The sequence below is a fragment of the uncultured Roseobacter sp. genome (assembly GCF_947495275.1).
Taxonomy (GTDB): Bacteria; Pseudomonadota; Alphaproteobacteria; order Rhodobacterales; family Rhodobacteraceae; genus Roseobacter.
The window spans coordinates 513087-536741 of sequence record NZ_CANLYL010000001.1 but is presented as its reverse complement, the minus strand read 5'-3'; the positions used below and the strand labels follow the sequence as shown (position 1 = coordinate 536741).

Genomic DNA, 23655 nt, shown 5'->3' with positions numbered 1-23655 from the left:
GTTTTCAATTTCACGCATTCCGCAGTCTAAACAGCAGATTACTTCCGTTTCCTTAACGACAAGCAGAGGTTTGCGGCGTGACCTAGGAGAGCAAAGATATCTTGACTGCTGATGATTTGACATTGATGCCCATGGCTGGCCAAGCGACACTTGATCTCATGCCGACGACTGAAAGTCATTCACGCACATCATACCCGCCAGCGGCCCCGCCTTTCGGAGCTCACTTGCCAAGCTGTTGGGGATAATTGGGTTATTGTTTTTGAGGCTGACAAGAATGGCAGCATCTGTCTGCATAGTTGATTTTGCAGGAAACCGATTGGAGCGGGCGAGGCGATTCGAACGCCCGACCCTAACCTTGGCAAGGTTATGCTCTACCCCTGAGCTACGCCCGCTTCCTTCGGTGGCTGTGAGATAGCGTTGCGGTCTCCGCCCTGCAAGAGGAAAAACCGCAATTAGGTAAAAAACTTCTCACGGATTGTTCCCGTTTCATCGGCGGCTTGGCCGGGTCACATGTATTTCTCGATCAAATCCCAACGATTGCCAAATGGGTCGCGGAAAACCGCCACTTTGCCGTAAGTTTCGGCGCGGGGCTCTTCTTCAAATACGATGCCCTTGTCCTGCAATCGTGCATGATCTCGATCAAAATCATGTGTCTCAAGGAAGAGCCAGACCCGGCCGGCGCCCTGGTTCCCGATCATCGTTTCCTGGCGCTTGCCGTCGGCGCGGGCGAGTATGACGGAAGTTTCGGCCCCCGGCGCTTGGACTTCAACCCAACGTTTGTGGCCTTGAGGAATATCGGCAATCAACTCAAATCCGAGCACGTCACAAAAGAACCGGATTGCAGGATCATATTCCGGCACGATGAAGGAGAATGAAGCGATTTTCATAACTCCGGCTCCTCATGGTCGGTGGGGCGCACAGGCCCCGCCCGGTTCATTGTTAGATGCGTCATCATCACCACCGGTTCGCCCGTCAACGCAACTTCCCGGCGCGAACGAATTGCTATTCCAATTCGACCAGCAAATCTTTTGCATCGATTTGGCCGCCGGGTGCCACGTGCACAGCTTTAACGATGGCGTCCCGTTCCGCGTGCAGGCCGGTTTCCATCTTCATGGCTTCGATGGTCAGCAACAGATCGCCCGCATTCACCTTGGCACCTGGCGTTGCGGCAACAGAGGCCACGACGCCTGGCATTGGCGCGCCGATATGGTTGGCATTGCCCACCTCAGCCTTGGGGCGTTGTGCGGTGGTGGCTTTGACCAGACGGTTCGGCACCCGGATCACGCGCGGTTGGCCATTGAGTTCAAAGAATACCTTCACTTCGCCATCTTCATTTGTGTCGCCCACAGCCTGCAGGCGAATTTCGAGCGTCTTGCCCGGGTCTATTTCGGCGGCGATCTCTTCACCGGGTTCCATGCCGTAGAAAAACGTGCGCGTCGGCAACGTTCGCACCGGACCATAAATGCGATGCCGGCCCATATAGTCCAGAAAGACCTTGGGATACATCAGATAGCCGGAGAGGTCCTCGTCATCCACGACACGCCCCTCCATGGCGTCGGATGCTTCGCTACGCAGTGCCTCCAGATCGGCCGGGGCCAGATGTTTGCCGGGGCGCGCGGTGTTGGGTTTCTCATCCTTGAGAACTTTTTTCACGATGCTTTCCGGAAACCCGCCCGGGGGTTGGCCGAGATTGCCGCGCATCATGTCGACGACACTGTCGGGGAAAGACACTTCGGTCTCGGGGTTTTCCACCTCATCACGGGTGAGGCCCTGCGCTACCATCATCAGGGCCATGTCGCCCACCACCTTGGAAGAGGGCGTTACCTTGACGATATCGCCAAACATCTGGTTCACATCCGCATAGGTGCGGGCCACTTCCGGCCAGCGGTCTTCGAGGCCCAGAGAGGCCGCCTGCGCCTTGAGATTGGTGAACTGGCCGCCCGGCATTTCATGCAGATAAACTTCCGATGATGGGGCCTGCATGCCGGTCTCGAATGCAGCATAATGGCCGCGTACTTCTTCCCAGTAATCGGAGATTTCGCGCACTGCCGCCATGTCCAGCCCGGTATCGCGGTCGGAGTTTTTAAGTGCCGCGACAACGGTGCCAAGCGTCGCCTGAGAGGTATTGCCCGAGAGCGCATCCATGGCGCAATCGACGGCATCTACTCCAGCCTCAGCCGCCGCGAGGATCGTGGCGCAGGCAACCCCAGCGGTATCATGCGTGTGAAAGTGGATCGGCAGGCCGACCTCGGTTTTCAGCGCCTTGATCAACTGCCGGGCCGCCGCCGGTTTCAGCAGTCCCGCCATGTCCTTGAGGCCCAGCACATGCGCGCCTGCGTCGCGCAGCTCCTTGCCCATATCGACATAATATTTCAGATCGTATTTGGCGCGATCAGGGTCATTGATGTCGCCGGTGTAGCAGATCGAGCCTTCACAGACCTTGCCGCTCTCAATGACCGCATCCATTGCCACGCGCATGTTTTCAACCCAGTTCAGACTGTCGAACACGCGGAAGACGTCGACGCCGGTGTTCGCGGCCACGCGCACGAATTCCTGCACAACGTTGTCAGGATAGTTGGTGTAGCCCACGCCGTTAGAGGCGCGCAGCAGCATCTGTGTCATCAGGTTAGGCATGGCCGCGCGCAGATCGCGCAGGCGTTGCCAGGGGCATTCCTGTAAGAAACGGTAAGCCACGTCAAAGGTCGCACCGCCCCAGCATTCGACCGAAAAGAGTTGCGGCAGATTGGCGGAATAGGCGGGGGCCACTTTAATCATGTCGTGGCTGCGCATCCGCGTGGCCAGCAAGGATTGATGCCCGTCGCGCATTGTCGTGTCGGTGATCAGCAACTGGCGCTGCCCTTTCATCCAGTCGGCAACCGCCTGCGGACCTTTCTGCTCCAGCAGATTGCGCGTGCCCATCATGGGTTCCGCCTTGAGGGCTGGTGGTTTGGGGTCTTTGACATGCGCGCCGGGGCGCGGGTGATCCTTGGTTTCCGGGTGTCCGTTAACGGTGATGTCCGCGATATAAGTCAACACCTTGGTGCCCCGGTCACGGCGGCGTGTGAACTGGAACAGATCCGGTGTCTGGTCGATGAATTTGGTGTGGTAGGTATTGTCGAGGAACGTCGGGTGTTTCAGCAGGTTCTCGACGAAAGCGATGTTGGTGCTGACCCCCCGGATGCGGAATTCACGCAAGGCCCGGTCCATCCGCGCAATCGCGGCTTGAGGGGTTTGCGCCTTGGCCGTGACCTTGACCAGCAGGCTGTCGTAATAGCGGGTGATGACCCCGCCTGAATAGGCGGTGCCGCCGTCCAGACGGATGCCCATACCGGTTGCTTCGCGAAACGCGGTGATACGACCATAATCGGGGATGAAATTGTTCTGGGGGTCTTCGGTGGTGATCCGCGTTTGCAGGGCGTGCCCGGTCAGATGCACATCCGCTTGCGTCGGCTTGCCCGTGGCCTCGGCGATGGTTTTGCCTTCAGCGATCAGGATTTGCGCCTGTACGATGTCGATGCCGGTCACTTCTTCGGTGACAGTATGTTCGACCTGAACGCGCGGATTGACTTCGATGAAGTAGAATTTCTCTGTCTCCATATCCATCAGGAATTCGACGGTGCCGGCGCACTCGTAATTCACGTGTTTGCAGATCTTGTAGCCCAGATCGCAAATTTCGGTGCGCTGTGTGTCGGTCAGATAGGGCGCGGGCGCGCGTTCGACGACCTTCTGATTGCGGCGCTGAACCGAACAATCACGTTCATAGAGATGGTACATCCCGCCGTGTTTGTCGCCCAATATCTGCACTTCGACGTGACGCGCGCGGAGGATCATCTTTTCCAGATAGCCCTCGCCATTGCCAAAAGCGGCCTCAGCCTCGCGGCGGCCTTCAAGCACTTTTTCCTCCAACTCCGCTTCGGCCTCAATGGGGCGCATGCCGCGTCCGCCGCCACCCCAGGAGGCTTTGAGCATCAGCGGATAGCCGATCTCCTTGGCGTCAGCGCGGATGGCTTTCATGTCATCGCCCAGCACTTCGGTAGCCGGGATCACCGGCACACCCGCCTCCATGGCGACGCGTCGCGCACTTGCCTTGTCACCCAGCGCGCGCATCGTCTCCGCGCGCGGCCCGATGAAAGTGATGCCATTCTGATCGCAGGCATCCACGAAATCGGGGTTTTCGGAGAGCAGACCATAGCCGGGGTGGATGGCATCCGCGCCGGAGGCTTTGGCGACCCGGATCATTTCGTCAATCGACAGATAAGCCGCTACCGGCCCCAGACCTTCGCCGATCCGGTAGGCCTCATCCGCCTTGAAACGGTGCAGGCCAAGCTTGTCTTCCTCCGCATAGACCGCGACCGTTTTCTTGCCCATCTCATTTGCGGCGCGCATGATGCGGATGGCAATCTCGCCACGGTTGGCGATCAGGATTTTGCGGAATTCGGTCATGAAGGGCCTCGTCGCTGTTGGGCAGTTGCGCCTGTGTAGAAACATTATTGCGCCACGTAAACGCGTAGTATTGGGTAGGAACCCGAGCTTTCCGCCGCACCGCAGCATTTTGAGGCGGAAATGTAAAGTGACCTTGCGGCAAGGACGCCGAGATTTTTCGGGCGATTATGCGCGTGTCAGCCTTGTATTTTGTCAGTCGAACCGCAGGGTTGGGGGCAGATTCGCCAGTGATCTGGCTCCCAGTTGGCCCATATTTGCCTCCAGGTCTTTCTTCAGCAGGTCAATGAGATGGTCGAGGCCCGTTGGTCCAAGTGCGGCCAGCGCAAAGTGAAATGCCCGCCCCAGCATCACGAAATCGGCGCCCGATGCGATGGCGCGCAGAATGTCCAACCCGCCTTCGATACCGGAATCGAAGATCAACGGGAGTTTGCTCGCCTTGCGCATGCCGGGCAAGACGTCAATGGCTGCAGGGGCTGCATCAAATTGCCGTCCGGCGTGATTGGAAACCCACAGCGCATCAACGCCCAGGTTTTCCAGTTTTGCGGCATCCTCAATACGTAACACCCCCTTGATCACAAAAGAGCCTTCCCAGGCGTCGCGCAGCCATTTGACGTAATCCCAATCCGGCGAGGTGCGCAGCAGGTAACCGGCGTGCTGTGTCGATGACAGCGCGGTGGCGGTCTTGGCAGTGTATTTGTCCAGCCCCCGCATGCGCGGCATCCCGCGCCGCGCCATCCCCAGGGCCCATGCGGGGCAGGCGGCAACCTGCGCCAGCAGGCGCGGTGTCAGGCGCGGCGGTTGCGTCAACCCCGAACGCGTCTGCCGTTCACGGCGCGACGCCACGGGGACATCAACGGTTAACACCAGCGTGTGAAATCCTGCCGAGCGCGCGCGCGCCAGCATGTCCCGACGGACATCTTCATCGCGCGGCGGGTACATCTGAAACCATGCCTCGGCACCCAGATGCGGGGCGAGGTCTTCGGGCGACTGACTGGCGACGGTGGAGAGCGTGTAGGGAATGCCAGCCTTGGCCGCTGCCCGCGCAATATGGCCTTCCGCGTCCGGCCACATCAGACCGGACATGCCCACGGGCGCGACACCGAATGGAAGCGGTACTTCGCGTCCGAGCAGATTGACACTCAAGTCGACTTCGATTTCCCCATGAAGGATCGATGGCACCAGTCCGATTCGATCCAAGGCGGCGCGGTTACGCTGCTTTGTGGCTTCGGTGCCGGTAGCGGAATCGAGATATTCCCAGGCGAAACGGGGAATGCGCCGATACGCTGCGTCTCTCAAATCGCTGATCGCAGGGTATTTCGAGTGAAGATCGGTCATTTCAGCCGTTTTTGTGCGATGATCCACGGCACCCTAGAAGCGTGGTCTGTGTGGTGCAAGCTGGTTGCGCAGAAGGTCCAATGCCGCTCAGGATCGACGACCGCGATCGTTGAGACAGCAAAGGCGCCACTGATCAAATGTCACAGGCGTTTCATGATAGAACAGAAGTCGAACATATCTTTTCTTTCGCGCTTGCCAGAGCTATGCTCTCGAAAATGAGCAGCTTTGATGAAATGGACGCTTTCGAGGGAGCATCGCTGAGCGCGCGCGCGATGGCGGCGCGGCCCCAACCCTATCTGGACGGGTTGAACCCGGCGCAGCGGGCGGCGGTGGAACAACTGGATGGCCCCGTGCTGATGCTGGCAGGGGCGGGCACTGGCAAAACCCGCGCGTTGACGGCAAGAATAGTGCATCTGCTCAATACTGGTCGCGCCCGTCCGAATGAAGTCCTTGCGGTGACTTTTACCAACAAAGCCGCGCGGGAGATGAAAAACCGGGTTGGTCAGATGCTGGGTCATCAGATCGAAGGGATGCCGTGGCTGGGCACGTTTCATGCGATCTGTGTGAAGCTCTTGCGCCGCCATGCGGAACTTGTCGGGTTGAAATCCAATTTCACCATTCTGGACACGGATGATCAGTTGCGGCTGCTCAAGCAGCTTGTTGCGGCGGACGGGATCGACGACAAGCGCTGGCCCGCCCGGCAGCTTGCGGGCATCATCGATGGTTGGAAAAACCGCGCTCTTACACCCGATAAAGTGCCCGCCAGCGACGGCGGGGCCTATAATCATCGTGGCACTGAGCTTTACGCGCAATACCAGCAGCGCCTGAAAGAACTCAACGCAACAGATTTCGGCGATCTGCTCTTGCATATGGTCACGATCTTTCAGGCCCATCCGGATGTTCTGGCGCAGTACCAGCGCTGGTTTGCCTATATCCTTGTGGACGAATATCAGGACACCAACGTGGCGCAATACCTGTGGCTGCGCCTGTTGGCCGGGGGGCACAAGAACATCTGTTGCGTGGGTGACGATGATCAGTCGATCTATGGCTGGCGCGGGGCAGAAGTGGGCAATATCCTGCGATTTGAAAAGGATTTCCCGGGCGCGCATGTGGTGCGGCTGGAACAGAATTACCGCTCGACGCCGCATATTCTGGCCGCGGCCTCCGGCGTGATAGCAGGCAATGAAAACCGTCTTGGAAAGACCCTCTTTACGGAGGTCAATGACGGCGAGAAGGTGCGCCTGATCGGCCATTGGGACGGCGAAGAGGAAGCCCGCTGGATCGGCGAAGAGATCGAGGCTGCGCAACGTGGGACCCGTGGAATGCCTGCCTTTGGCCTGGATCAGATGGCCGTTCTGGTGCGCGCGTCGCATCAGATGCGGGTTCTTGAAAACCGGTTTCTCAAGATTGGCTTGCCCTATCGGGTGATCGGCGGGCCGCGTTTCTTCGAGCGGCTGGAGTGTCGCGATGCGATCGCTTATTTCCGTCTGGTTGTCAGCGCCGAAGACGATCTGGCCTTTGAACGGGTCGTCAATGTGCCCAAACGGGGGCTTGGCCCGAAAGCGCAACAGACCATTCAGTTAACTGCCCGTGCCAACGGTGTCAGTTTGATTGAAGGGGCGCGGCTGGCGGTTGATGGCGGATTGATCAAAGGAAAAGGCGGCGCGGAGCTCAAGCAATTTGTCACTGATATTGCGCGCTGGCACCGTATGCTCAAGGACGACACCATCAGCCATATCGAAGTCGCCGAAAGCATTCTTGATGAAAGTGGTTATACCGCTTTCTGGCAGAACGAGAAGACGCCCGAAGCCCCAGGACGGCTCGAAAACCTGAAAGAACTGGTTGGTGGTCTTGAAGATTACACCAACCTTCAGGGATTCCTAGAAGAAGTCAGCCTGAACATGGACAATGAAAGCGCGGCCGAGGAACAGAAAGTCAGCATCATGACGCTGCACGGCGCCAAAGGTCTGGAATTTCCGATTGTTTTCCTGCCGGGGTGGGAGGATGGCTTGTTTCCCTCGCAGCGCTCTATGGATGAAAGCGGCATGAAGGGGCTCGAAGAGGAGCGCCGGTTGGCTTATGTGGGGATCACCCGCGCCGAACAGGTTTGTACGATCTCGTTTGTGGGCAACCGCCAGATACATGGCCAGTGGCAAAGCGCCATGCCATCCCGGTTTATTGATGAGCTGCCCGAAGAGCACGTCGAAGTTCTGACCCCGCCCGGCCTTTACGGTGGCAGCTATGGGGCGGCTGCGCCAAGTTCAAACCTGCACGAGGCTGCGGCAGAGGCGAATGTCTACAACTCCCCCGGCTGGCGGCGCTTGCAGGCCCGCAGCCAGGACCGCCCGGTCAGTCAGCCGCGTGAGCATAAAAATACGGTTATCGACATGTCCGCCGTGTCGAGCTTTGTTATGGGGGAGCGGGTCTTTCACCAGAAATTCGGCTACGGGGCCATCCAGGGTATCGAGGGTGACAAGCTGGAGATTGCTTTTGAGAAAGCTGGCGTGAAAAAGGTGGTCGCGAAGTTCGTGACCGGGTGTGACGATATACCCTTTTAGTAAGTTTCATTGCCTAAAAGGGCGGTTGCTTCGAAGCTCTTGACGATGGGACGTGCTGGGCGATGCCCGCGACCGCTGCCCGCGCCAAGCTCAGGGAAAATTGCGACCAATTCGTTGAATGTCGCCCGATCCTCACGCGAGATGTATTCGCCGACAAAAAAGCTCTCTAGTCGCGCGCCTTGAGAGAAGACGATCTCGTGCTTGTCGAACATCAAATGAAAATACGTGACCATTTGGCAGGGTGCGGCAAAAATCTGATCTCCGTCACAGAGGTGCTTTGCGCTGCACAGAACTTCTGGTGTCTGAAGCATCAGCTCACACCGCCAGCCTGACAATAGCACACGGTGCTGTGGCGACAGTCTGATCTTTTGCCGGTTGCCAATACTGCCGGGCATGAAGGTGATGGGCGTGCATCCGCCCAATCCCGGCACGGTTCGGCACCCGATCCAACGGATGGCGCGGGGGCCATGATCCAGTGTTTCAACCAGATCACCCACGGCGAGGTTTTCAATGGCCGTGGCTCCGCCAGGCACATCAATCATTGTGCCTGCCGCGAAACAGGCGACTGTAACGTTCGATATGTCGAGATAGGTAAACTGATTGCCATTTGGCAGAAGCACTTCCCCGCCGTCTGATCCGGGGAAAAACGGTGTGACGGTGGAGCCGGCGGGAACCGTCAACGAATTGTCGCCGGACCCGCCACGCACGAATGTCGTGTTCAGTCCGGCAAAAATGGTGTCGTCGCCGCCTTCTCCTTCCAGATTGCCACTGCCGTCTTCTGCAAAGAGAATGTCATCGCCTGAACCCCCTCTGAGATTGTTGTTTCCCGATCCGCCGCGCAGAATGTCATCGCCTGCGCCGCCCCTGATGTTGTTATTACCTGTGCCCCCGATCAGGACATCATCGCCACGTCCCCCGCGGATCGTGCCGCCCAACGAGCCATCATCAGTGAACGTGTCATCGCCAGAGCCACCTCTGTAGCCACGTGCGTTCAGGCCGACGGAGCCGCTGACATTGTTGTTCGCATCATTGCCTCTGAATTCAACAAATTCGCTGAATGAACCACCTGCGATGTCAGTGTCCAGATATGTCGTGACCCCGCCATTTTCGGTATCCGTGAACGTAATTGAATTGGCGTTCAGAGTGATTTGGAAGCGATCATTGATGCCACGGGCATCAATCGTGCTGTTGGGCCCTATATCAAGGCCTGCCCAGAAAGATGGATCGGTAATGTTTGCGTTTGTTAATCTGATGAATACTGGCATGCCACACGCTCGTCTTTTTCGATTGACGTGGGAAAGCGGGTTCCACAATCGGTTTGTTTCGAGCCCGCGCCGTCTGATGATTTCATAACATGATCTGACCCAAGGTCATATGGACCCTGACAATTTGAGCCGCTTTTAGCCCAGAATGCGCCAGCGCAGGGTTGATGGGCCATAGAATTGATCAAAATGCATCGAATTGAAGCAGAGAATTTTGATCCGTCATCCGATTTCAAAAACTGTTTCTGGATCACGAAAAGAGAAAAAGGCGGCTTCCGGGAGGAGGAAGCCGCCTTTCGCGTTCGTCTGCCGGGTCAGGGAGGAGGAGGCCCTTGGACGTATGACATTGAGCCTGCGGCTCGAATAAAAAGGGACGGTGACATCCGGGAGGAGGATAGATGCCACCGCCTTACCACAGACGCCCCAGGGAGGAGGAAAGGCGCGTCTGATTTCGTTTCCCTGGCCAGTTTCGGTCAGGTGCCCGTAATTTTCGGCGGGCTGGAATTCTTGCGACGACATCAGGGGAGGAGAAGATGCCGCCGCGGGGTCACACACGCCCTAGGGAGGAGGTGGGCGTGTGATCTTTGACGGGCTTATTTGCCCGTATAGGATTGCGCAGTTTCCCAGGCCAAACCTTTGATCATCGAGCGGCTGAGGCCCAGATCATTCAGTTCGCGCTCGCTCAAACCGGCCAGTTCATCATATGTCTGGCGATAGACGCGATGGGTTGCGTAGCGTTGGGCCGCTGCGTTCAGCAGCGATGCGGTGAAAGCCAGAGCCCGTTCGAACAGGCTGGCGGATGCTGTGTTTGTCTGTGTGTAATAGGCCATCTTGGTGCCTCGTACTTTCGTTCGTTACCGTGTTGTGATCGTTATGTAGGTTTATGCTGCATCTGCACAATAGATAGCTCGTCAATGCTGCTATGCAGCAATTGCATGGGCGACCTAGCGTAAATTTATGCGTGTCGCTATAGGGTTAGGCAGTTGGACGCACTAACTAGTGTTAGCGGAAGCGCATGCCGGAAAAATCGGCGCGCATGAGGAGAAATTGAGCATGTCTGTGACAAAGGCCGAAATTGAAGCCGTGCTGGAACGGATCTCGTTGCCGGACGGTAAAAGCCTGCTGGCGCATGATTTGATTCGGGCGCTGACCGTTGACGGCGATAAGGTGCGCTTTGTGATAGAGGCCCCGACACCTGAAGTGGCGCGCCAAATGGGCCCGATACGGGATGCCGCAGAGAAGTTGGTATCGGAACTGCCAGGTGTTGGGCAGGCGTCGGTTGCGTTGACGGCGCACGGCCCCGCCGAAAAACCAGCCCCGCCCAGTCTGAAAATCGGCGGTCATCCTAAACCGCAGGACGGGCCCAGCAAGCCCAGTGGTGTGAAGCGCATTCTGGCCATCGGGTCAGGTAAGGGCGGTGTGGGCAAATCCACTGTCTCCTCCAACCTTGCCGTCGCCTTGGCGAAGGCTGGCCGAAAAGTAGGGTTGCTGGATGCGGATATCTATGGCCCGTCGCAACCGCGCATGATGGGGGTCAACAAACGTCCGGCTTCGCCGGATGGCAAAACGATTATCCCGCTGCACGCACATGGTGTGACGCTGATGTCGATCGGGTTCATGCTGGAGGAGGGTAAGGCCGTCGTCTGGCGCGGGCCGATGCTGATGGGCGCGCTGCAGCAGATGCTGGGGCAGGTGGAATGGGGCGAGCTTGACGTGCTGATCGTCGACCTGCCCCCCGGCACGGGTGATGTGCAACTGACCCTGTGCACCAAATCAGAACTCACCGGTGCTATTGTCGTCTCGACCCCTCAGGATGTGGCTCTGATTGATGCGCGCAAGGCTCTTGATATGTTTGCCACGCTCAAGACGCCTGTCTTGGGGCTGATCGAAAACATGTCCTTGTTTATCTGCCCCGATTGCGGCTCAGAGCATCAGATATTTGGTCAGGGTGGGGTCGCTGCCGAGGCCGCGAAAATGGGTGTGCCGCTTCTGGGGGCGCTACCGATTGACCTCGAAACGCGCCTTGCCGGGGATGGCGGTACGCCCATTGCGGTGGGTGAAGGTCCCATGGCCGAAGCCTATGCCCGTATTGCTGATCGGTTGATCAAGGGCGGCATGGCCTAGTGCCGCCCAAGCGTTGTCACGTCAAAGGGCGACCTTGAACCAAATGACCGTATAACGTGCTCAATACGCTGACGTAGATCAGGGATTGAAGTAACCCCTGCAAGACGGCGAAGAAGATCGCGAGGTTGGGAACGGCGAGTATCAATCCCTGGGCCAGTTGCTCCAGAACCACATTGATCACGCCAAGCAGAACGGCCGTCCAGAAAATATCCCGCGACGATGCTCGGGTTGCTTCCCAACTTTCTGAGTACGTCATGATGTGCCCTGTCGCGGCAGCCGGAAGGATCAGGCTGATCCTCAGCAAAACCCAGGACAAGACGATCGCCAGAACGAGGAACAGGATGATAGAGATCACGGCGCCGACGGGGCCCGTTGCGGCGGCGAGGATTGCCACGACAAAGCCGGTCGCGATTGATCCCAGCAAGGCCACGACGAAGAACACGAAACCGACAATCAAGGCGCATTTGAAATACGCACCATAGATCGCGGAGGTCGGTCGCATGACGTCTTCACGTTGGTCACCTTCCAAAAGAGCGTGGCGGTGCCAGAAAATTGCGAAGACCATCGCGCCCAGAAGCCCCACTATGATGGCCACAACAACGAGGGGCCAGCTGACCGGTTCAGGAGGCGTCAAATCATTGTCTGACATATTGGCAAGGCTGCCGAACAAAAAGGCTGTGGCGACGGCAACAAGGGCCACGCCCGGCGCGATGACTTTCAGCGTCCGACCGGGTTCAGCGAAGATGAGCCTGAAGGATCGGCCGAGGATATCGATGGGTTTACTCACAGATTCGTAACTTTCCGATTTGATTTGCCGACTGCTGTATCGCGTAATCCCTGTGGGTGACACACCCATATGAAGATTCTCTTTCGGCTACCGGTCATGGGAAATGATGGGACGCACCGGCTTTATGTGCGGCGAGATGCCATGAACAAAGGTTCAAAACGAATCAAACTCCGAATTTTTGGCAAGTAATGCGTTTGAATAGCCGCTTGGCTTTTGGAACGTAGAGAGAACATATGCTTGGCTTGCAAAGAATATGGAAATAATTTGGGAAATCGGGGGAAACCAATGCCTCTAAGGCGTTGTCTATATTTAGTAGTTCTGGCTGCAGTTTATACAACTTGTTCTCGATATTCGGCGATTTCTTGCAGAAAACACAGCATTTCTTAACGCATGAATTGAGAGTTAGAGGTTTGGTAACTAAAAATCCCTTGCTGTACCATGAATTCCCACGCTATACCTTATGGCATCAGATGAGAACGAGACAGGGGCACCAAACGACCCCAGGCAAGACAAAAAACTCTAGCAGGTTTCATACAGGCACCTCGCTTTCATCAGACCAAGAGATCCGGCGCGCGAGCGAGCAGACATCCCCCCAGGTGGCGCGCGCAGCTGGACTTCCCCGCAAGTGCGGGACGAGGGCGGCGGGTTGATCAGTGGCAGCAGATCAACCCGCCGTTTCCATTTCACGGCAGGGGGATAAGCGTCAAACCTAATGTGGCGCGAAAGATTGGGATAAGGCAGTGAACCGCAGGTTCAGAGGCGAAAGCCATCATAAGGTCGACACAAAGGGGCGGGTCTCTATCCCGGCCTCTTTTCGGCGTGTGATCGAGGCTGCTGATCCAAATTGGACCTCTGGAGATGCACCGGAACTGGTCATCGTCTATGGGGACCACCGTCGCAACTACCTTGAATGCTACACCATGGAAGCCATCAACGAGGTGGACGACAAGATCGACGCCCTGCCGCGGGGATCAATGGAGCGCAAGATGCTCCAGAGGCTGTTTCACGGACAGTCCTTTCCGACGTCGGTGGATGAAACCGGTCGGCTCGTTCTGCCTGCAAAACTGCGCCAGAAGATCGACCTCGACAAGGAAGCGTTTTTCATCGCCGCAGGCGACACGTTCCAGATATGGCGGCCGGAAACCTATGAAGCGGAAGAGGCTTCCAAGACCGAAGCCTGGCTCGATGATCTGCCGGAAGATTTTGATCCCATGGCGTTTTTGGACGGCAAACAGGGGGCGTAAACCATGGCTGCTGCGGCCTCCTCCGACCCTTCTGCCCCCCACATTCCCGTCCTGTTGTCCGCGATCCTGAAAGCGGTTGGTCCGGTAGCAGGCACATGGCTGGACGGCACTTTCGGCGCCGGTGGTTACACGCGGGGACTGCTGGATGCGGGGGCTCAGACTGTCATTGCTGTTGATCGTGATCCTCTGGCTTTTGAAATGGCGGCGGATTGGTCGGCCGACTACGGTGCGCGTCTGGTTCAGCAGCCTGGGGTGTTTTCCCAAATGGACAGCTATGCCAGCGCTCTGGATGGTGTGGTGCTTGATCTTGGCGTTTCTTCCATGCAGCTCGATTTGGCAGAGCGCGGGTTTTCCTTCATGCGCGACGGTCCGCTGGACATGCGCATGAGTCAGGAGGGCATTTCGGCGGCGGATATCGTGAATGAAGCCTCCGAAGAGGTGATCGCAAATATCCTTTTTCAGTTCGGGGAAGAGCGCGCAAGCCGTCGCATCGCCAAAGCGATTTTGCGGGAACGGGCATCCGAAAAAATCACCACCACCTTGCGGTTGGCGGGTATCATCGAGAGCTGTTTGCCACGCGTCAAACCCGGTCAGTCGCATCCGGCCACGCGCAGTTTTCAGGCGTTGAGAATCGCTGTGAATGACGAATATGGTGAGCTTTTCCAAGGGCTTATGGCGGCGGAGCGCGCTCTGAAACCGAGTGGTTATCTCGCCGTTGTCACGTTTCATTCTGTTGAGGACCGGATGGTGAAAAGGTTTCTGACCCAACGGGCCGGTGCAGGCGGAAACGCAAATCGGTACGCGCCGCAGGCCAAGCAGGAACCGGCGGCATTTGCCCTGAAATCGCGCAAGGCGATTGTGGCGGATGCAGAAGAAATTGCCGCCAATCCGCGCGCGCGGTCTGCCAAGCTGCGCGTGGCGATCCGCACGGACGCACCGGCGAAAGATATAGAAGCGAAAGCCATTGGCATGCCGATGGTGAAAGAGGTTATTTGATGCGCACGTTATTATATATTCTCACGACGCTGAGCGTGATCAGCCTGGCATTTTGGGCCTACCGTGAAAACTACGCCACGCAGGCAGCTCTTTCCGAGACCAGAGACCTGCGGCAGGAAATTCGCGCGGCGCATGAACGCCTTGCGGTGCTGCGTGCTGAATGGGCTTATCTGAACCGTCCTGATCGGCTGCGTGATCTGGCGGAAATCAACTACGACCGGCTCGGTTTGCTGGAATTGCATCCGGAACAATTTGGATATGTCGATCAGGTGGCGTATCCGCCTGATCCTCTGCTGCCGATCACAAATCCGGTAGATGTGATCAACCTGACCGGGGAGGCCCGCCCATGATCCGCACACCGCTTCGTCCGCTGGCCCGCATTCTGGAGGCCCGCGCAAAGGGGGAAAACCCCGACGCTATCGAGCGCGAAAACATTCGCATCCGCCATGAGCAGATGCGCGATCAAGCCCGTCAGCGCGCCGAAGGCCGCTTGCTGGTCCTGGGGCTGTTTTTCGTGGTTGCCTTCAGTGTGGTTGGCACGCGTATGGGCATGCTGGCAACGGCGGAACCGGTAGAGCCGCAGGTCGAAGCGCCTGGCAGTCGCATACACGCCTCGCGCGCCGACATCGTGGACAGGCAGGGCCGCCTTTTGGCCACGAACTTCGAAACCCATTCGCTTTATGCGCAACCGCCCCATATGATTGATCCGGCCCATTCGGCGCGCGAACTCGCAGCAATTTTCCCCGATTTGGAAGAAAAGGAACTGCTCGAAGATTTCACAGGTGCGCGCAAATTCATCTGGATCAAGCGCAAGATCAGCCCGGAACAGATGCAGGCTGTACATGAAATTGGCGATCCCGGTCTGCTCTTTGGGTCACGTGACATGCGGCTATATCCGAACGGGCGTCTGGCGGCGCATGTGCTGGGCGGCGCCAGCTACGGTCGCGAAGGCGTGCATGCCGCCGAAGTCATCGGCGTGGCGGGGGTCGAGAAATATTTCGACGATCATCTGCGCGATCCGGCCAATGGTAACAGACCTTTGGCGTTATCACTTGACCTGACGGTGCAGGCAGCTGCTGAGCGTGTGCTTTATGGCGGTATGAGACTGATGAACGCCAAAGGGGCCACATCAATTCTGATGGATGTCCACACCGGTGAGGTGATCAGCGTCGTCTCCTTGCCGACGTTCGATCCCAACGACCGGCCCCGCCCGGCGACCAAAGGGGATCAATCCGACAGCCCGCTTTTCAACCGTTCGGTTCAGGGCGTCTATGAACTGGGTTCGACCTTCAAGATATTCACGGTCGCACAGGCGATGGATCTGGGGTTGGTGAACCCGCAAACGGTGATCGACACCAAAGGCCCGCTGCGTTGGGGCAAATTCCGCATTCGTGATTTCCGCAACTACGGCGATACGCTCACCGTCTCGAAGATCATAGAAAAATCGTCAAATATCGGCACGGCGCGTCTGGCCATGCAGATCGGTGCCGAAAGGCAGCGCGGTTTTCTCAAAGAGTTGGGCATGCTGGAGGCGACGGGTTTCGAAATCGTCGAGGCGGCGACAGGAAAACCGCTTTTGCCGCGCAACTGGTCCGAGTTGAGCACCATGACCATCTCCTACGGTCATGGGCTGTCGACCTCGCCGATGCATCTGGCGGCAGGTTATGCGGCGATTGCAAATGGCGGGCTGAAGGTCCAGCCGACAATCCTGAGACAGGATGGCCCACAGCTTGGGCAGCGCGTGTTCTCCGAAGCTTCCTCCAAAGCCGCGCGCAAGATGTTGCGGCGCGTGGTGACGGATGGCACCGCCAGCTTTGGCGATGTGGCGGGTTATGCGGTGGGCGGCAAGACCGGCACGGCGGACAAACCGCGCCCGCAGGGGGGGTATTATGACGACAAGGTTATCGCGACGTTTGCCTCGATCTTCCCCGCGCATGATCCGCGATACGTCCTGATTGTCACGCTTGATGAGCCGGTGGATACCATCGGCGACAAGCCGCGCCGCACGGCAGGCTGGACCGCCGTGCCCGTGGCGGCAGAGATGATCAAGCGTGTGGCACCCCTTCTGGGGTTGCGACCAACCGTTGAACCTCAGGAATTGACCGATATAAAGCTCACCAAGAACTAAGCCGACAAAGGCGGGGGCAATGAGCGATCAGGTAAAGACAGTTTCATCCTTGGGGCTCACCGCGATCGGGGGCCGGAACCCCGACATCACCGGTCTTGCCGTGGACAGCCGCGACGTGGAGGAGGGGTTTCTTTTCGCGGCGATGCCGGGCGTGAAAATGCACGGGGCCGAGTTCATTCAATATGCACTACGGATGGGGGCGGCAGCGATCCTGACGGACGCGGAAGGTGCCCGGATCGCGGCGGACGTGCTGGCTGAAAGTGATGCTGCCCTGATTGTCACCACCGCACCACGCGAGGCTCTGGCGCGCGCGGCTTCGCTCTGGTTCGGGCGTCAGCCGCCTGTCATGATCGCCGTCACGGGCACCAATGGCAAAACTTCCGTCAGCACCTTCGTGCGTCAGATCTGGACCTTGCTGGGGCATAACGCGATCAATCTGGGCACAACCGGGGTGGAAGGTGCCTGGACCGCGCCGCTGATGCATACCACGCCGGAACCGATAACCCTGCACCGGGCTTTGGCGCAGGCGGCAGACCACGGTGTGACCCATGCGGCGATGGAAGCTTCCAGCCACGGGCTGGATCAGCGCAGGCTCGACGGGGTGACGCTCAAGGCCGCCGGTTTCACGAATTTCACGCAGGATCACCTGGATTACCACGACAGTTTCGAGGCTTATTTCGATGCCAAAGCGGGGCTTTTTGCACGGGTTCTGCCCGAAGACGCCAAAGCCGTCATCAATATCGAAGAAGAACGCGGCGTCGATTTGGCCGCGATTGCCACGGCGCGTGGATGTCCGGTGGTCAGTGTGGGGCGTCAGATCGGTGATTTTCATCTGGGCAATATTCAGGTGGATGCTACCGGCCAGACCGTTCGGTTCCTGCATCTGGGAAAATCCTATGTGCGCCGCCTGAACCTGATTGGCGATTTTCAGGCCGAAAACGTGATGCTCGCGGCGGCACTGGTGATTGCCTGCGGCGAAAAACCCAATCACGTCTTTGACACTTTTCAGGATCTCAGAACCGTGCGGGGACGCATGCAACTGGTCGCCAAGCGCGACAATGGCGCGACGGTTTTCGTCGATTACGCGCATACGCCGGATGCGATTGCGACTGCGCTCAAGGCACTCAGACCGCATGTGCTGGGCCGGCTGATTGCGATTGTCGGTGCCGGTGGTGACCGCGATGCCACCAAACGCCCGTTGATGGGGCAGGCGGCTGATGAAAACGCGGATATGGTGATTGTGACGGATGATAATCCGCGCACCGAAGACCCCGAAACCATCCGCGCGGCGGTATTGCTGGGCGCGCCTGACGCGCTGGAAGTGGGCGACCGGGCGGAGGCGATCCTGCGCGGTGTCGACGCGTTGGGGCCGGGCGACGCGCTGTTGATTGCCGGCAAAGGCCATGAAACCGGGCAGACCGTCGGCAGTGATATTCTGCCGTTCGATGATGCCGAACAGGCCAGCGTTGCGGTCGCGGCTCTTGACGGGAGGATGCCATGAGTTTGTGGACAGCCAGCGCTGCTGCCGAGGCGACCGGCGGGCGTCTGCAAGGCGATTGGGCGGCAACGGGCGTGTCCATCGACACCCGCAGCTTGCAACCCGGCGATCTATTTGTCGCCCTGAAAGACCAGCGCGACGGTCATGAATTTGTCGCTCAGGCGTTGGAAAAGGGTGCCGCAGCTGCCCTTGTCGATCATTTACCTGAGGGGCTGGCCGCAGATGCACCCCTGCTGATTGTCGAGAATGTTCTGGCGGGGTTGGAAGCTTTGGGCCGGGCGGCGCGCGCGCGCATGTCGGGCAAGGTTGCAGCCGTGACCGGCAGTGTGGGCAAGACCTCCACCAAGGAAATGCTGCTTGAAATGCTTTCAGCCCAGGGGCGCACCCATGCTTCCGTGGCCAGTTACAACAACCATTGGGGTGTGCCGCTGACCTTGGCGCGGATGCCGGAAGACACTGAATTTGCGGTCATCGAGATCGGCATGAACCATCCCGGTGAAATTGCACCGCTGGCCAAAATGGCGCGGCCCCATGTCGCGCTTGTGACAATTGTGGCGGCGGCGCATCTGGAAGCATTTGACGACATCACCGGGATCGCGGTTGAAAAAGCGTCGATTTTTGAGGGGGTCGAGTCGGGTGGCGTGGCAGTGCTCAACGCCGATATGGACACGGCTGCCATCGTCATGGCCAAGGCGCTGGACTGCAAGTTGCGAGACATCAGTTTTGGCACGGAAGGTTATGATTTCAAACTGATCCGCGCGGATTTGCGCGATGAGACCACGGTCGTTCAGGCGCAGATGGGCGACGCGCCGCTCCTGTTCAAAATCGCCTCGCCGGGGCGGCATTTTGCGATGAATGCGCTCGGAGCCCTCGCCGTTGTGGCCGCACTGAAGGGTGATATGGCGCTGGCCGTCGGTGCCCTGGGCCGCTGGAAGCCCTACAAGGGGCGGGGGCAGAGGGAGCGCATATATCTGGACGCCGTGGACACACGTCTGTCGCTCGATCTGATTGATGACAGCTACAATGCCAATCCGACGTCCATGGCCGCAGCGATCGAGGTTCTGGCGGCGGCACCTGTGACAAATGACATTGGACGTGTCTCCAAGGGACGCCGGATAGCCTATCTGGGCGATATGAAAGAGCTGGGGACCGATGAGATCGCCCTGCATGCAGGGCTCGCGCATCTGCCTGCCACTCAAAAACTCGACGTGATCCATTGCATCGGGCCATTGATGCGGTCGCTTTATGAATTGCTGCCGGATGCGCAGCGGGGTGACTGGTATGCGACCGCGCAAGAGGCTGCACCGCACCTGAAGCGGCATCTCGACAGCGGTGATGTCGTGCTCGCCAAGGGGTCACTCAGCACAAAACTGGCGCTTATCGTTGACGCCATACGTAAAATGGGACATGCCCCGCTCGACGTCGAAGAAGGATAACGGATGCTTTATTGGCTTACGCTGCTGTCGGACGGGGGCGATTTTTTCAACCTCTTTCGCTATATCACTTTCCGCGCTGGGGGCGCATTTCTGACAGCGCTTGTGTTCGGCTTTCTCTTCGGCAGGCCCTTGATCGCTGTGCTGCGCAAGCGGCAGGGCAAGGGACAGCCCATTCGCGACGATGGGCCCGAGGGGCATTTTGTCAAAGCGGGCACGCCGACCATGGGGGGGTTGCTGATCGTCGGGGCACTGTTGACCTCCACATTGCTCTGGGCGCGGCTCGACAATCCATTCATCTGGATTGTTTTGTTCGTTACCATGTCCTTTGCCGCCATCGGTTTCATGGATGACTATGCCAAGGTTTCCAAGCAAAGCAGCGCCGGCGTGCCGGGACGTGTGCGCCTGCTTTTGGGGTTCGCCATCGCAGCCGTGGCCGCATATTGGGCGGCGCAATATCACCCTGACCCGCTGCAGAACCGCCTCGCACTGCCGGTGTTCAAAGACACGCTGCTCAATCTGGGGTATTTCTTTGTGCCGTTTTCCATCATCGTCATCGTAGGGGCAGCGAATGCGGTCAACCTGACGGACGGTCTGGACGGATTGGCCATCATGCCGGTGATGATCGCGGCAGGAACGTTGGGGGTGATTTCCTACGCCGTCGGCCGGGTCGATTTCACCGAATATCTGGACGTGCACTACGTGGCGGGTACCGGGGAAATCCTGATCTTCACAGCTGGTATCTTCGGCGGGGGGCTGGGTTTTTTGTGGTATAACGCCCCGCCCGCTGCGGTTTTCATGGGTGACACTGGCAGCCTCGCCTTGGGCGGCGCGCTCGGCGCCATAGCCGTCTCAACCAAACACGAGATCGTTTTGGCGATTGTGGGTGGGCTTTTTGTGGTCGAGGCCATGAGCGTGATCATTCAGGTGCTTTATTTCAAGCGCACTGGCAAACGGGTGTTCCTGATGGCACCGATCCATCACCACTACGAGAAAAAGGGCTGGGCGGAATCGACGATTGTGATCCGTTTCTGGATCATCTCGCTGATCCTTGCGATGATTGGTCTGGCCACCCTGAAAGTACGGTAGAAAGGCGTGAAGCGCCCTTCGTTGGACTCTCATGCAACTGGCTCACGATCAACGGATGCTGCTTGTTCTCTTCGCGATGGAACGCCAGTGTCGCACAAGGTTTCCAAAAGGAGATAGCAGGTGATTCCGGTTCAGGGGATGCAGGGGCAGCAGGTGGCCGTTCTGGGTTTGGGACGCTCGGGAATGAGTGCAGCACGCGCCTTGGTTGCTGGTGGTGCGGTGCCGCTTTGCTGGGACGACACTACAACCGCACGGGAACATGCCGAAGCAGAAGGGTTCGAATGCCTTGCATTTCGCGATGCGCGTGATTTCGACGATATCTCCTGCCTGATCGTCAGCCCCGGCATTCCGCATCTGTACCCCGCGGCCAACCCGGTTGTTGCTGCCGCTTTGGCTGCGGGTGTCCCGGTGGACAATGACATCGGCTTGTTTTTCCAGTCCTTCGCCACGGCTGCCTGGAACGGTTTTGACGTCTTGCCGCGCGTGATCGCTGTTACCGGTTCCAATGGTAAATCGACCACTTCCGCATTGATCCATCACATCCTGCAGGAAGCAGGCCGGCCTTGTCAGCTTGCCGGCAACATCGGGCGTGGTGTTCTGGACATGGAGCCGCCGCATGATGGTGAAGTGGTGGTGCTGGAACTGTCGAGTTATCAGACCGAACTGGCGCGCAGCCTGACGCCCGATATTGCGGTTTTCACCAATCTCAGCCCCGATCATCTGGACCGACATGGCGGCATGGGAGGGTATTTCGCGGCCAAGAGACGGCTCTTTGCCGAAGGCGGGCCGGATCGGGCGGTGATCGGTGTTGATGAGCCCGAGGGACAATATTTGGCCGGGCAGCTTTCCGAAAGCCCGGGCGATGACCGTGTTATTCGCGTTTCTGTCGCTGCGAAACTCAGTGGTCCGGGATGGCATGTCTTCGCCCGGAAGGGGTTTTTGTCCGAATACCGAAAGGGCAAACAGGCCGCGTCCATTGATCTGCGCGCCGTGCCCGGTCTGCCGGGCGCGCACAATCATCAAAACGCCTGCGCAGCCTATGCGGCTTGTCGGTCTCTCGGTCTGGCGCCCAAGGTCATTGAAAAGGCGTTTCACAGTTTTGCAGGCCTGCCCCATCGCAGTCAGATCGTCGGGGAGAAAAATGGCGTGCGCTTTGTCAATGACAGCAAGGCCACAAACGTCGATGCCGCCGCCAAGGCGCTTGCCGCTTTTGAGGCGGTGCGCTGGATTTGCGGCGGGTTGGAGAAAGAAGGCGGGCTCGCCAGCCTTGGTGCGGCGTCATCGGTCAAAAAGGCCTATGTCATCGGGCGTGAAGCGGCGCAATTCGCGATGCAACTGCCGGTGGAGGCGGAAGTCTGCACCACGATGCAGAAGGCCGTGGCCATGGCCGTAGCGGATGCGGACCCCGGCGATGTTGTGCTGCTGGCCCCGGCGGCGGCGAGCTTCGATCAATACGACAATTTCGAAAAACGCGGAGACGCCTTTATGGCAGAGGTTGAAAAATTCCTCTGATCCAGAGGTTTCGATGGAAGCCGTCTACAGCGCTTGAGCCGCAGCCATCGCCGACGACCACGCCCACTGGAAATTATACCCGCCTAGCCAGCCGGTCACATCGACGGCCTCGCCAATGAAGAAAAGCCCCGGTACCTTGTGCGTTTCCATCGTTTTTGCCGATAGCTCATCGGTGTTTATCCCACCCAAAGTGACCTCTGCGGTGCGATACCCTTCGGTGCCGGTGGGCGTCAGGGACCAGTGCGATAGTGCCGTCGCAATCTGCCGCAAACGGGCGTCGGACTGATCGGCAAGATTACCGGTCAGATCCATCTGCGTTGCGAAATGCTCGACCAGACGCGCGGGCAGGTATTGCGCCAGTTCCGTGGTCAGGTTCTTTCGCCCGGCCTGCGTGCGCCGCGCTCTCAAATCCTCCACCAAGCGACCGTTGGGCAACAGATTGACCGTGACGTCATCCCCGTCGCGCCAGTAGGAGGAGGCCTGCAGAATGGCCGGCCCGGACAATCCGCGATGAGTAAAAAGCAGCGCTTCGTCAAAACTCTGGCCATTCGCCGTGACACGCGCGTTCGTCGCGACGCCGGCAAGAGCGGCGAACCGGTCTTTGGCAAAGGTGAACGGAACCAAAGCGGGGCGTGTGGGGGTCACTGATATCCCGAATTGCGCCGCCACATCATAGGCCATGCCGGTGGCACCCATCTTGGGAATGGATTTGCCGCCGGTCGAGATCACCAGCCGCTTGGCGTAGACCTGCGTTTCAATGCCCTCCTGCGACAGCATCAGGGTGAATCCATCGGCGGTTTTGGCAATGCTGTGTGCTGCGGTCTGCAACCGCAGACCAACGCCGTTTTGCTGCATCAACCCGCGCAGCATGGTGATGATTTCCTTGGCAGAGGTGTCGCAAAAGAGCTGGCCCAGTGTCTTTTCGTGCCAGGCGATGCCGTGGTGATCCACCAGGTCTATGAAATCCCACTGGGTATACCGCGCCAGCGCCGATTTTGCGAAATGCGGGTTTTCTGACAGGAACGCGCCGGCTTGCGTGTGAAGGTTGGTGAAATTGCAGCGTCCGCCGCCCGAGATGCGGATCTTCTCACCCGGTGCACGGGCGTGATCGACCAGTAGTATCCGGCCATTTGCATGTGCGGCACACATCATTCCGGCGGCACCGGCACCTATGATCGCTGTATCGACCTGCATTCGCGCCAAGTGGCGTGAAATAAGGCGAATGGCAAGCCTTCAGGCTAGCGCT

The 23655-nt window shown here is 58.4% G+C and carries 17 protein-coding genes and 1 tRNA gene; 10 read left to right on the top strand and 8 right to left on the bottom strand.

The features are described from left to right. Positions 1-317: 317 nt before the first annotated feature. The 4 genes from Q0802_RS02570 to Q0802_RS02555 all read right to left on the bottom strand — a co-directional run bounded on the left by Q0802_RS02570 (position 318) and on the right by Q0802_RS02555 (position 5778). A tRNA-Gly gene (locus Q0802_RS02570) sits at positions 318-392 on the bottom strand. A 114-nt stretch (positions 393-506) separates the two neighbouring features. Then, positions 507-887, bottom strand: a complete 381-nt coding sequence (locus Q0802_RS02565; RefSeq protein ID WP_298913094.1) for a VOC family protein — start codon at positions 885-887, stop codon at positions 507-509. A gap of 115 nt (positions 888-1002) precedes the next feature. Continuing rightward, positions 1003-4443: a pyruvate carboxylase gene (locus Q0802_RS02560; protein ID WP_298913091.1), complete on the bottom strand. Its 3441-nt coding sequence runs from the start codon at positions 4441-4443 to the stop codon at positions 1003-1005. A 192-nt stretch (positions 4444-4635) separates the two neighbouring features. Beyond that, positions 4636-5778, bottom strand: a complete 1143-nt coding sequence (locus Q0802_RS02555) for an alpha-hydroxy acid oxidase (RefSeq protein ID WP_298913088.1) — start codon at positions 5776-5778, stop codon at positions 4636-4638. Between the two features lie 215 nt (positions 5779-5993). Here Q0802_RS02555 and Q0802_RS02550 point away from each other — a divergent pair, with 215 nt between their 5' ends. Beyond that, entirely contained in the window at positions 5994-8336 is a 2343-nt protein-coding gene (locus tag Q0802_RS02550) for a UvrD-helicase domain-containing protein (RefSeq protein WP_298913085.1), read from the top strand. Here Q0802_RS02550 and Q0802_RS02545 read toward each other — a convergent pair. Together Q0802_RS02545 and Q0802_RS02540 are read right to left on the bottom strand one after the other, a co-directional pair. Then, positions 8333-9601, bottom strand: coding sequence for a Hint domain-containing protein (locus Q0802_RS02545; protein ID WP_298913083.1), 1269 nt, complete (start codon positions 9599-9601; stop codon positions 8333-8335). The genes Q0802_RS02550 and Q0802_RS02545 overlap by 4 nt on opposite strands. 590 nt (positions 9602-10191) lie before the next feature. After that, positions 10192-10428 carry a DUF1127 domain-containing protein gene (locus tag Q0802_RS02540; RefSeq protein WP_298913080.1) on the bottom strand — a complete coding sequence of 79 codons (237 nt, stop codon included), beginning with the start codon at positions 10426-10428 and terminating at the stop codon, positions 10192-10194. A gap of 223 nt (positions 10429-10651) precedes the next feature. Between Q0802_RS02540 and Q0802_RS02535 the strand changes: the two genes are divergently transcribed. Then, positions 10652-11722, top strand: a complete 1071-nt coding sequence (locus tag Q0802_RS02535) for an Mrp/NBP35 family ATP-binding protein (protein WP_298913076.1) — start codon at positions 10652-10654, stop codon at positions 11720-11722. 16 nt (positions 11723-11738) lie between these two features. Here Q0802_RS02535 and Q0802_RS02530 read toward each other — a convergent pair whose 3' ends face one another. Further along, positions 11739-12509 carry a hypothetical protein gene (locus tag Q0802_RS02530; protein WP_298913073.1) on the bottom strand — a complete coding sequence of 257 codons (771 nt, stop codon included), beginning with the start codon at positions 12507-12509 and terminating at the stop codon, positions 11739-11741. A gap of 740 nt (positions 12510-13249) precedes the next feature. Here Q0802_RS02530 and mraZ point away from each other — a divergent pair. From mraZ to murD, 8 genes are all read left to right on the top strand, one after another. Continuing rightward, entirely contained in the window at positions 13250-13753 is a 504-nt protein-coding gene (gene mraZ / locus Q0802_RS02525; protein WP_298913070.1) for a division/cell wall cluster transcriptional repressor MraZ, read from the top strand. Positions 13754-13756: 3 nt separating this feature from the next. Next, positions 13757-14749, top strand: a complete 993-nt coding sequence (gene rsmH / locus Q0802_RS02520; protein ID WP_298913067.1) for a 16S rRNA (cytosine(1402)-N(4))-methyltransferase RsmH — start codon at positions 13757-13759, stop codon at positions 14747-14749. Further along, positions 14749-15099 (top strand): cell division protein FtsL, encoded by a 351-nt coding sequence (locus tag Q0802_RS02515; RefSeq protein WP_298913065.1) that lies wholly within the window; start codon positions 14749-14751, stop codon positions 15097-15099. Before rsmH ends, Q0802_RS02515 begins: the two co-directional genes overlap by 1 nt. Further along, on the top strand, positions 15096-16877 hold the full coding sequence (locus Q0802_RS02510) for a penicillin-binding protein 2 (RefSeq protein ID WP_298913062.1): 1782 nt from the start codon (positions 15096-15098) through the stop codon (positions 16875-16877). Before Q0802_RS02515 ends, Q0802_RS02510 begins: the two co-directional genes overlap by 4 nt. A gap of 19 nt (positions 16878-16896) precedes the next feature. Then, complete coding sequence (locus Q0802_RS02505; RefSeq protein WP_298913059.1) at positions 16897-18378, top strand: UDP-N-acetylmuramoyl-L-alanyl-D-glutamate--2,6-diaminopimelate ligase; 1482 nt, start codon at positions 16897-16899, stop codon at positions 18376-18378. Beyond that, the gene (gene murF, locus Q0802_RS02500; protein WP_298913056.1) at positions 18375-19811 is read left to right on the top strand and encodes a UDP-N-acetylmuramoyl-tripeptide--D-alanyl-D-alanine ligase; all 1437 of its coding nucleotides are present in this window, start codon (positions 18375-18377) and stop codon (positions 19809-19811) included. Before Q0802_RS02505 ends, murF begins: the two co-directional genes overlap by 4 nt. Positions 19812-19814: 3 nt before the next feature. Then, entirely contained in the window at positions 19815-20897 is a 1083-nt protein-coding gene (mraY, locus tag Q0802_RS02495; RefSeq protein ID WP_298913054.1) for a phospho-N-acetylmuramoyl-pentapeptide-transferase, read from the top strand. A gap of 120 nt (positions 20898-21017) precedes the next feature. Beyond that, positions 21018-22409 (top strand): UDP-N-acetylmuramoyl-L-alanine--D-glutamate ligase, encoded by a 1392-nt coding sequence (gene murD, locus Q0802_RS02490; RefSeq protein WP_298913052.1) that lies wholly within the window; start codon positions 21018-21020, stop codon positions 22407-22409. A gap of 24 nt (positions 22410-22433) precedes the next feature. Here the strand turns inward: murD and Q0802_RS02485 are convergent, their stop codons facing one another. Then, a complete protein-coding gene (locus Q0802_RS02485; protein WP_298913051.1) occupies positions 22434-23603 on the bottom strand; it encodes an NAD(P)/FAD-dependent oxidoreductase in 1170 nt (389 codons plus the stop codon). Positions 23604-23655 lie beyond the last annotated feature (52 nt).

Excerpts from the sequence above, each read along its gene's own strand:
- Q0802_RS02510 (WP_298913062.1), top strand. The coding sequence starts at position 15,096 with ATGATCCGCACACCGCTTCGTCCGCTGGCCCGCATTCTGGAGGCCCGC.
- mraY (WP_298913054.1), top strand. The coding sequence starts at position 19,815 with ATGCTTTATTGGCTTACGCTGCTGTCGGACGGGGGCGATTTTTTCAAC.
- Q0802_RS02505 (WP_298913059.1), top strand. The coding sequence starts at position 16,897 with ATGAGCGATCAGGTAAAGACAGTTTCATCCTTGGGGCTCACCGCGATC.
- Q0802_RS02485 (WP_298913051.1), bottom strand. The coding sequence starts at position 23,603 with ATGCAGGTCGATACAGCGATCATAGGTGCCGGTGCCGCCGGAATGATG.
- Q0802_RS02545 (WP_298913083.1), bottom strand. The coding sequence starts at position 9,601 with ATGCCAGTATTCATCAGATTAACAAACGCAAACATTACCGATCCATCT.
- Q0802_RS02535 (WP_298913076.1), top strand. The coding sequence starts at position 10,652 with ATGTCTGTGACAAAGGCCGAAATTGAAGCCGTGCTGGAACGGATCTCG.
- Q0802_RS02515 (WP_298913065.1), top strand. The coding sequence starts at position 14,749 with ATGCGCACGTTATTATATATTCTCACGACGCTGAGCGTGATCAGCCTG.
- Q0802_RS02565 (WP_298913094.1), bottom strand. The coding sequence starts at position 887 with ATGAAAATCGCTTCATTCTCCTTCATCGTGCCGGAATATGATCCTGCA.
- Q0802_RS02555 (WP_298913088.1), bottom strand. The coding sequence starts at position 5,778 with ATGACCGATCTTCACTCGAAATACCCTGCGATCAGCGATTTGAGAGAC.
- murF (WP_298913056.1), top strand. The coding sequence starts at position 18,375 with ATGAGTTTGTGGACAGCCAGCGCTGCTGCCGAGGCGACCGGCGGGCGT.
- rsmH (WP_298913067.1), top strand. The coding sequence starts at position 13,757 with ATGGCTGCTGCGGCCTCCTCCGACCCTTCTGCCCCCCACATTCCCGTC.
- Q0802_RS02540 (WP_298913080.1), bottom strand. The coding sequence starts at position 10,428 with ATGGCCTATTACACACAGACAAACACAGCATCCGCCAGCCTGTTCGAA.
- Q0802_RS02560 (WP_298913091.1), bottom strand. The coding sequence starts at position 4,443 with ATGACCGAATTCCGCAAAATCCTGATCGCCAACCGTGGCGAGATTGCC.
- Q0802_RS02550 (WP_298913085.1), top strand. The coding sequence starts at position 5,994 with ATGAGCAGCTTTGATGAAATGGACGCTTTCGAGGGAGCATCGCTGAGC.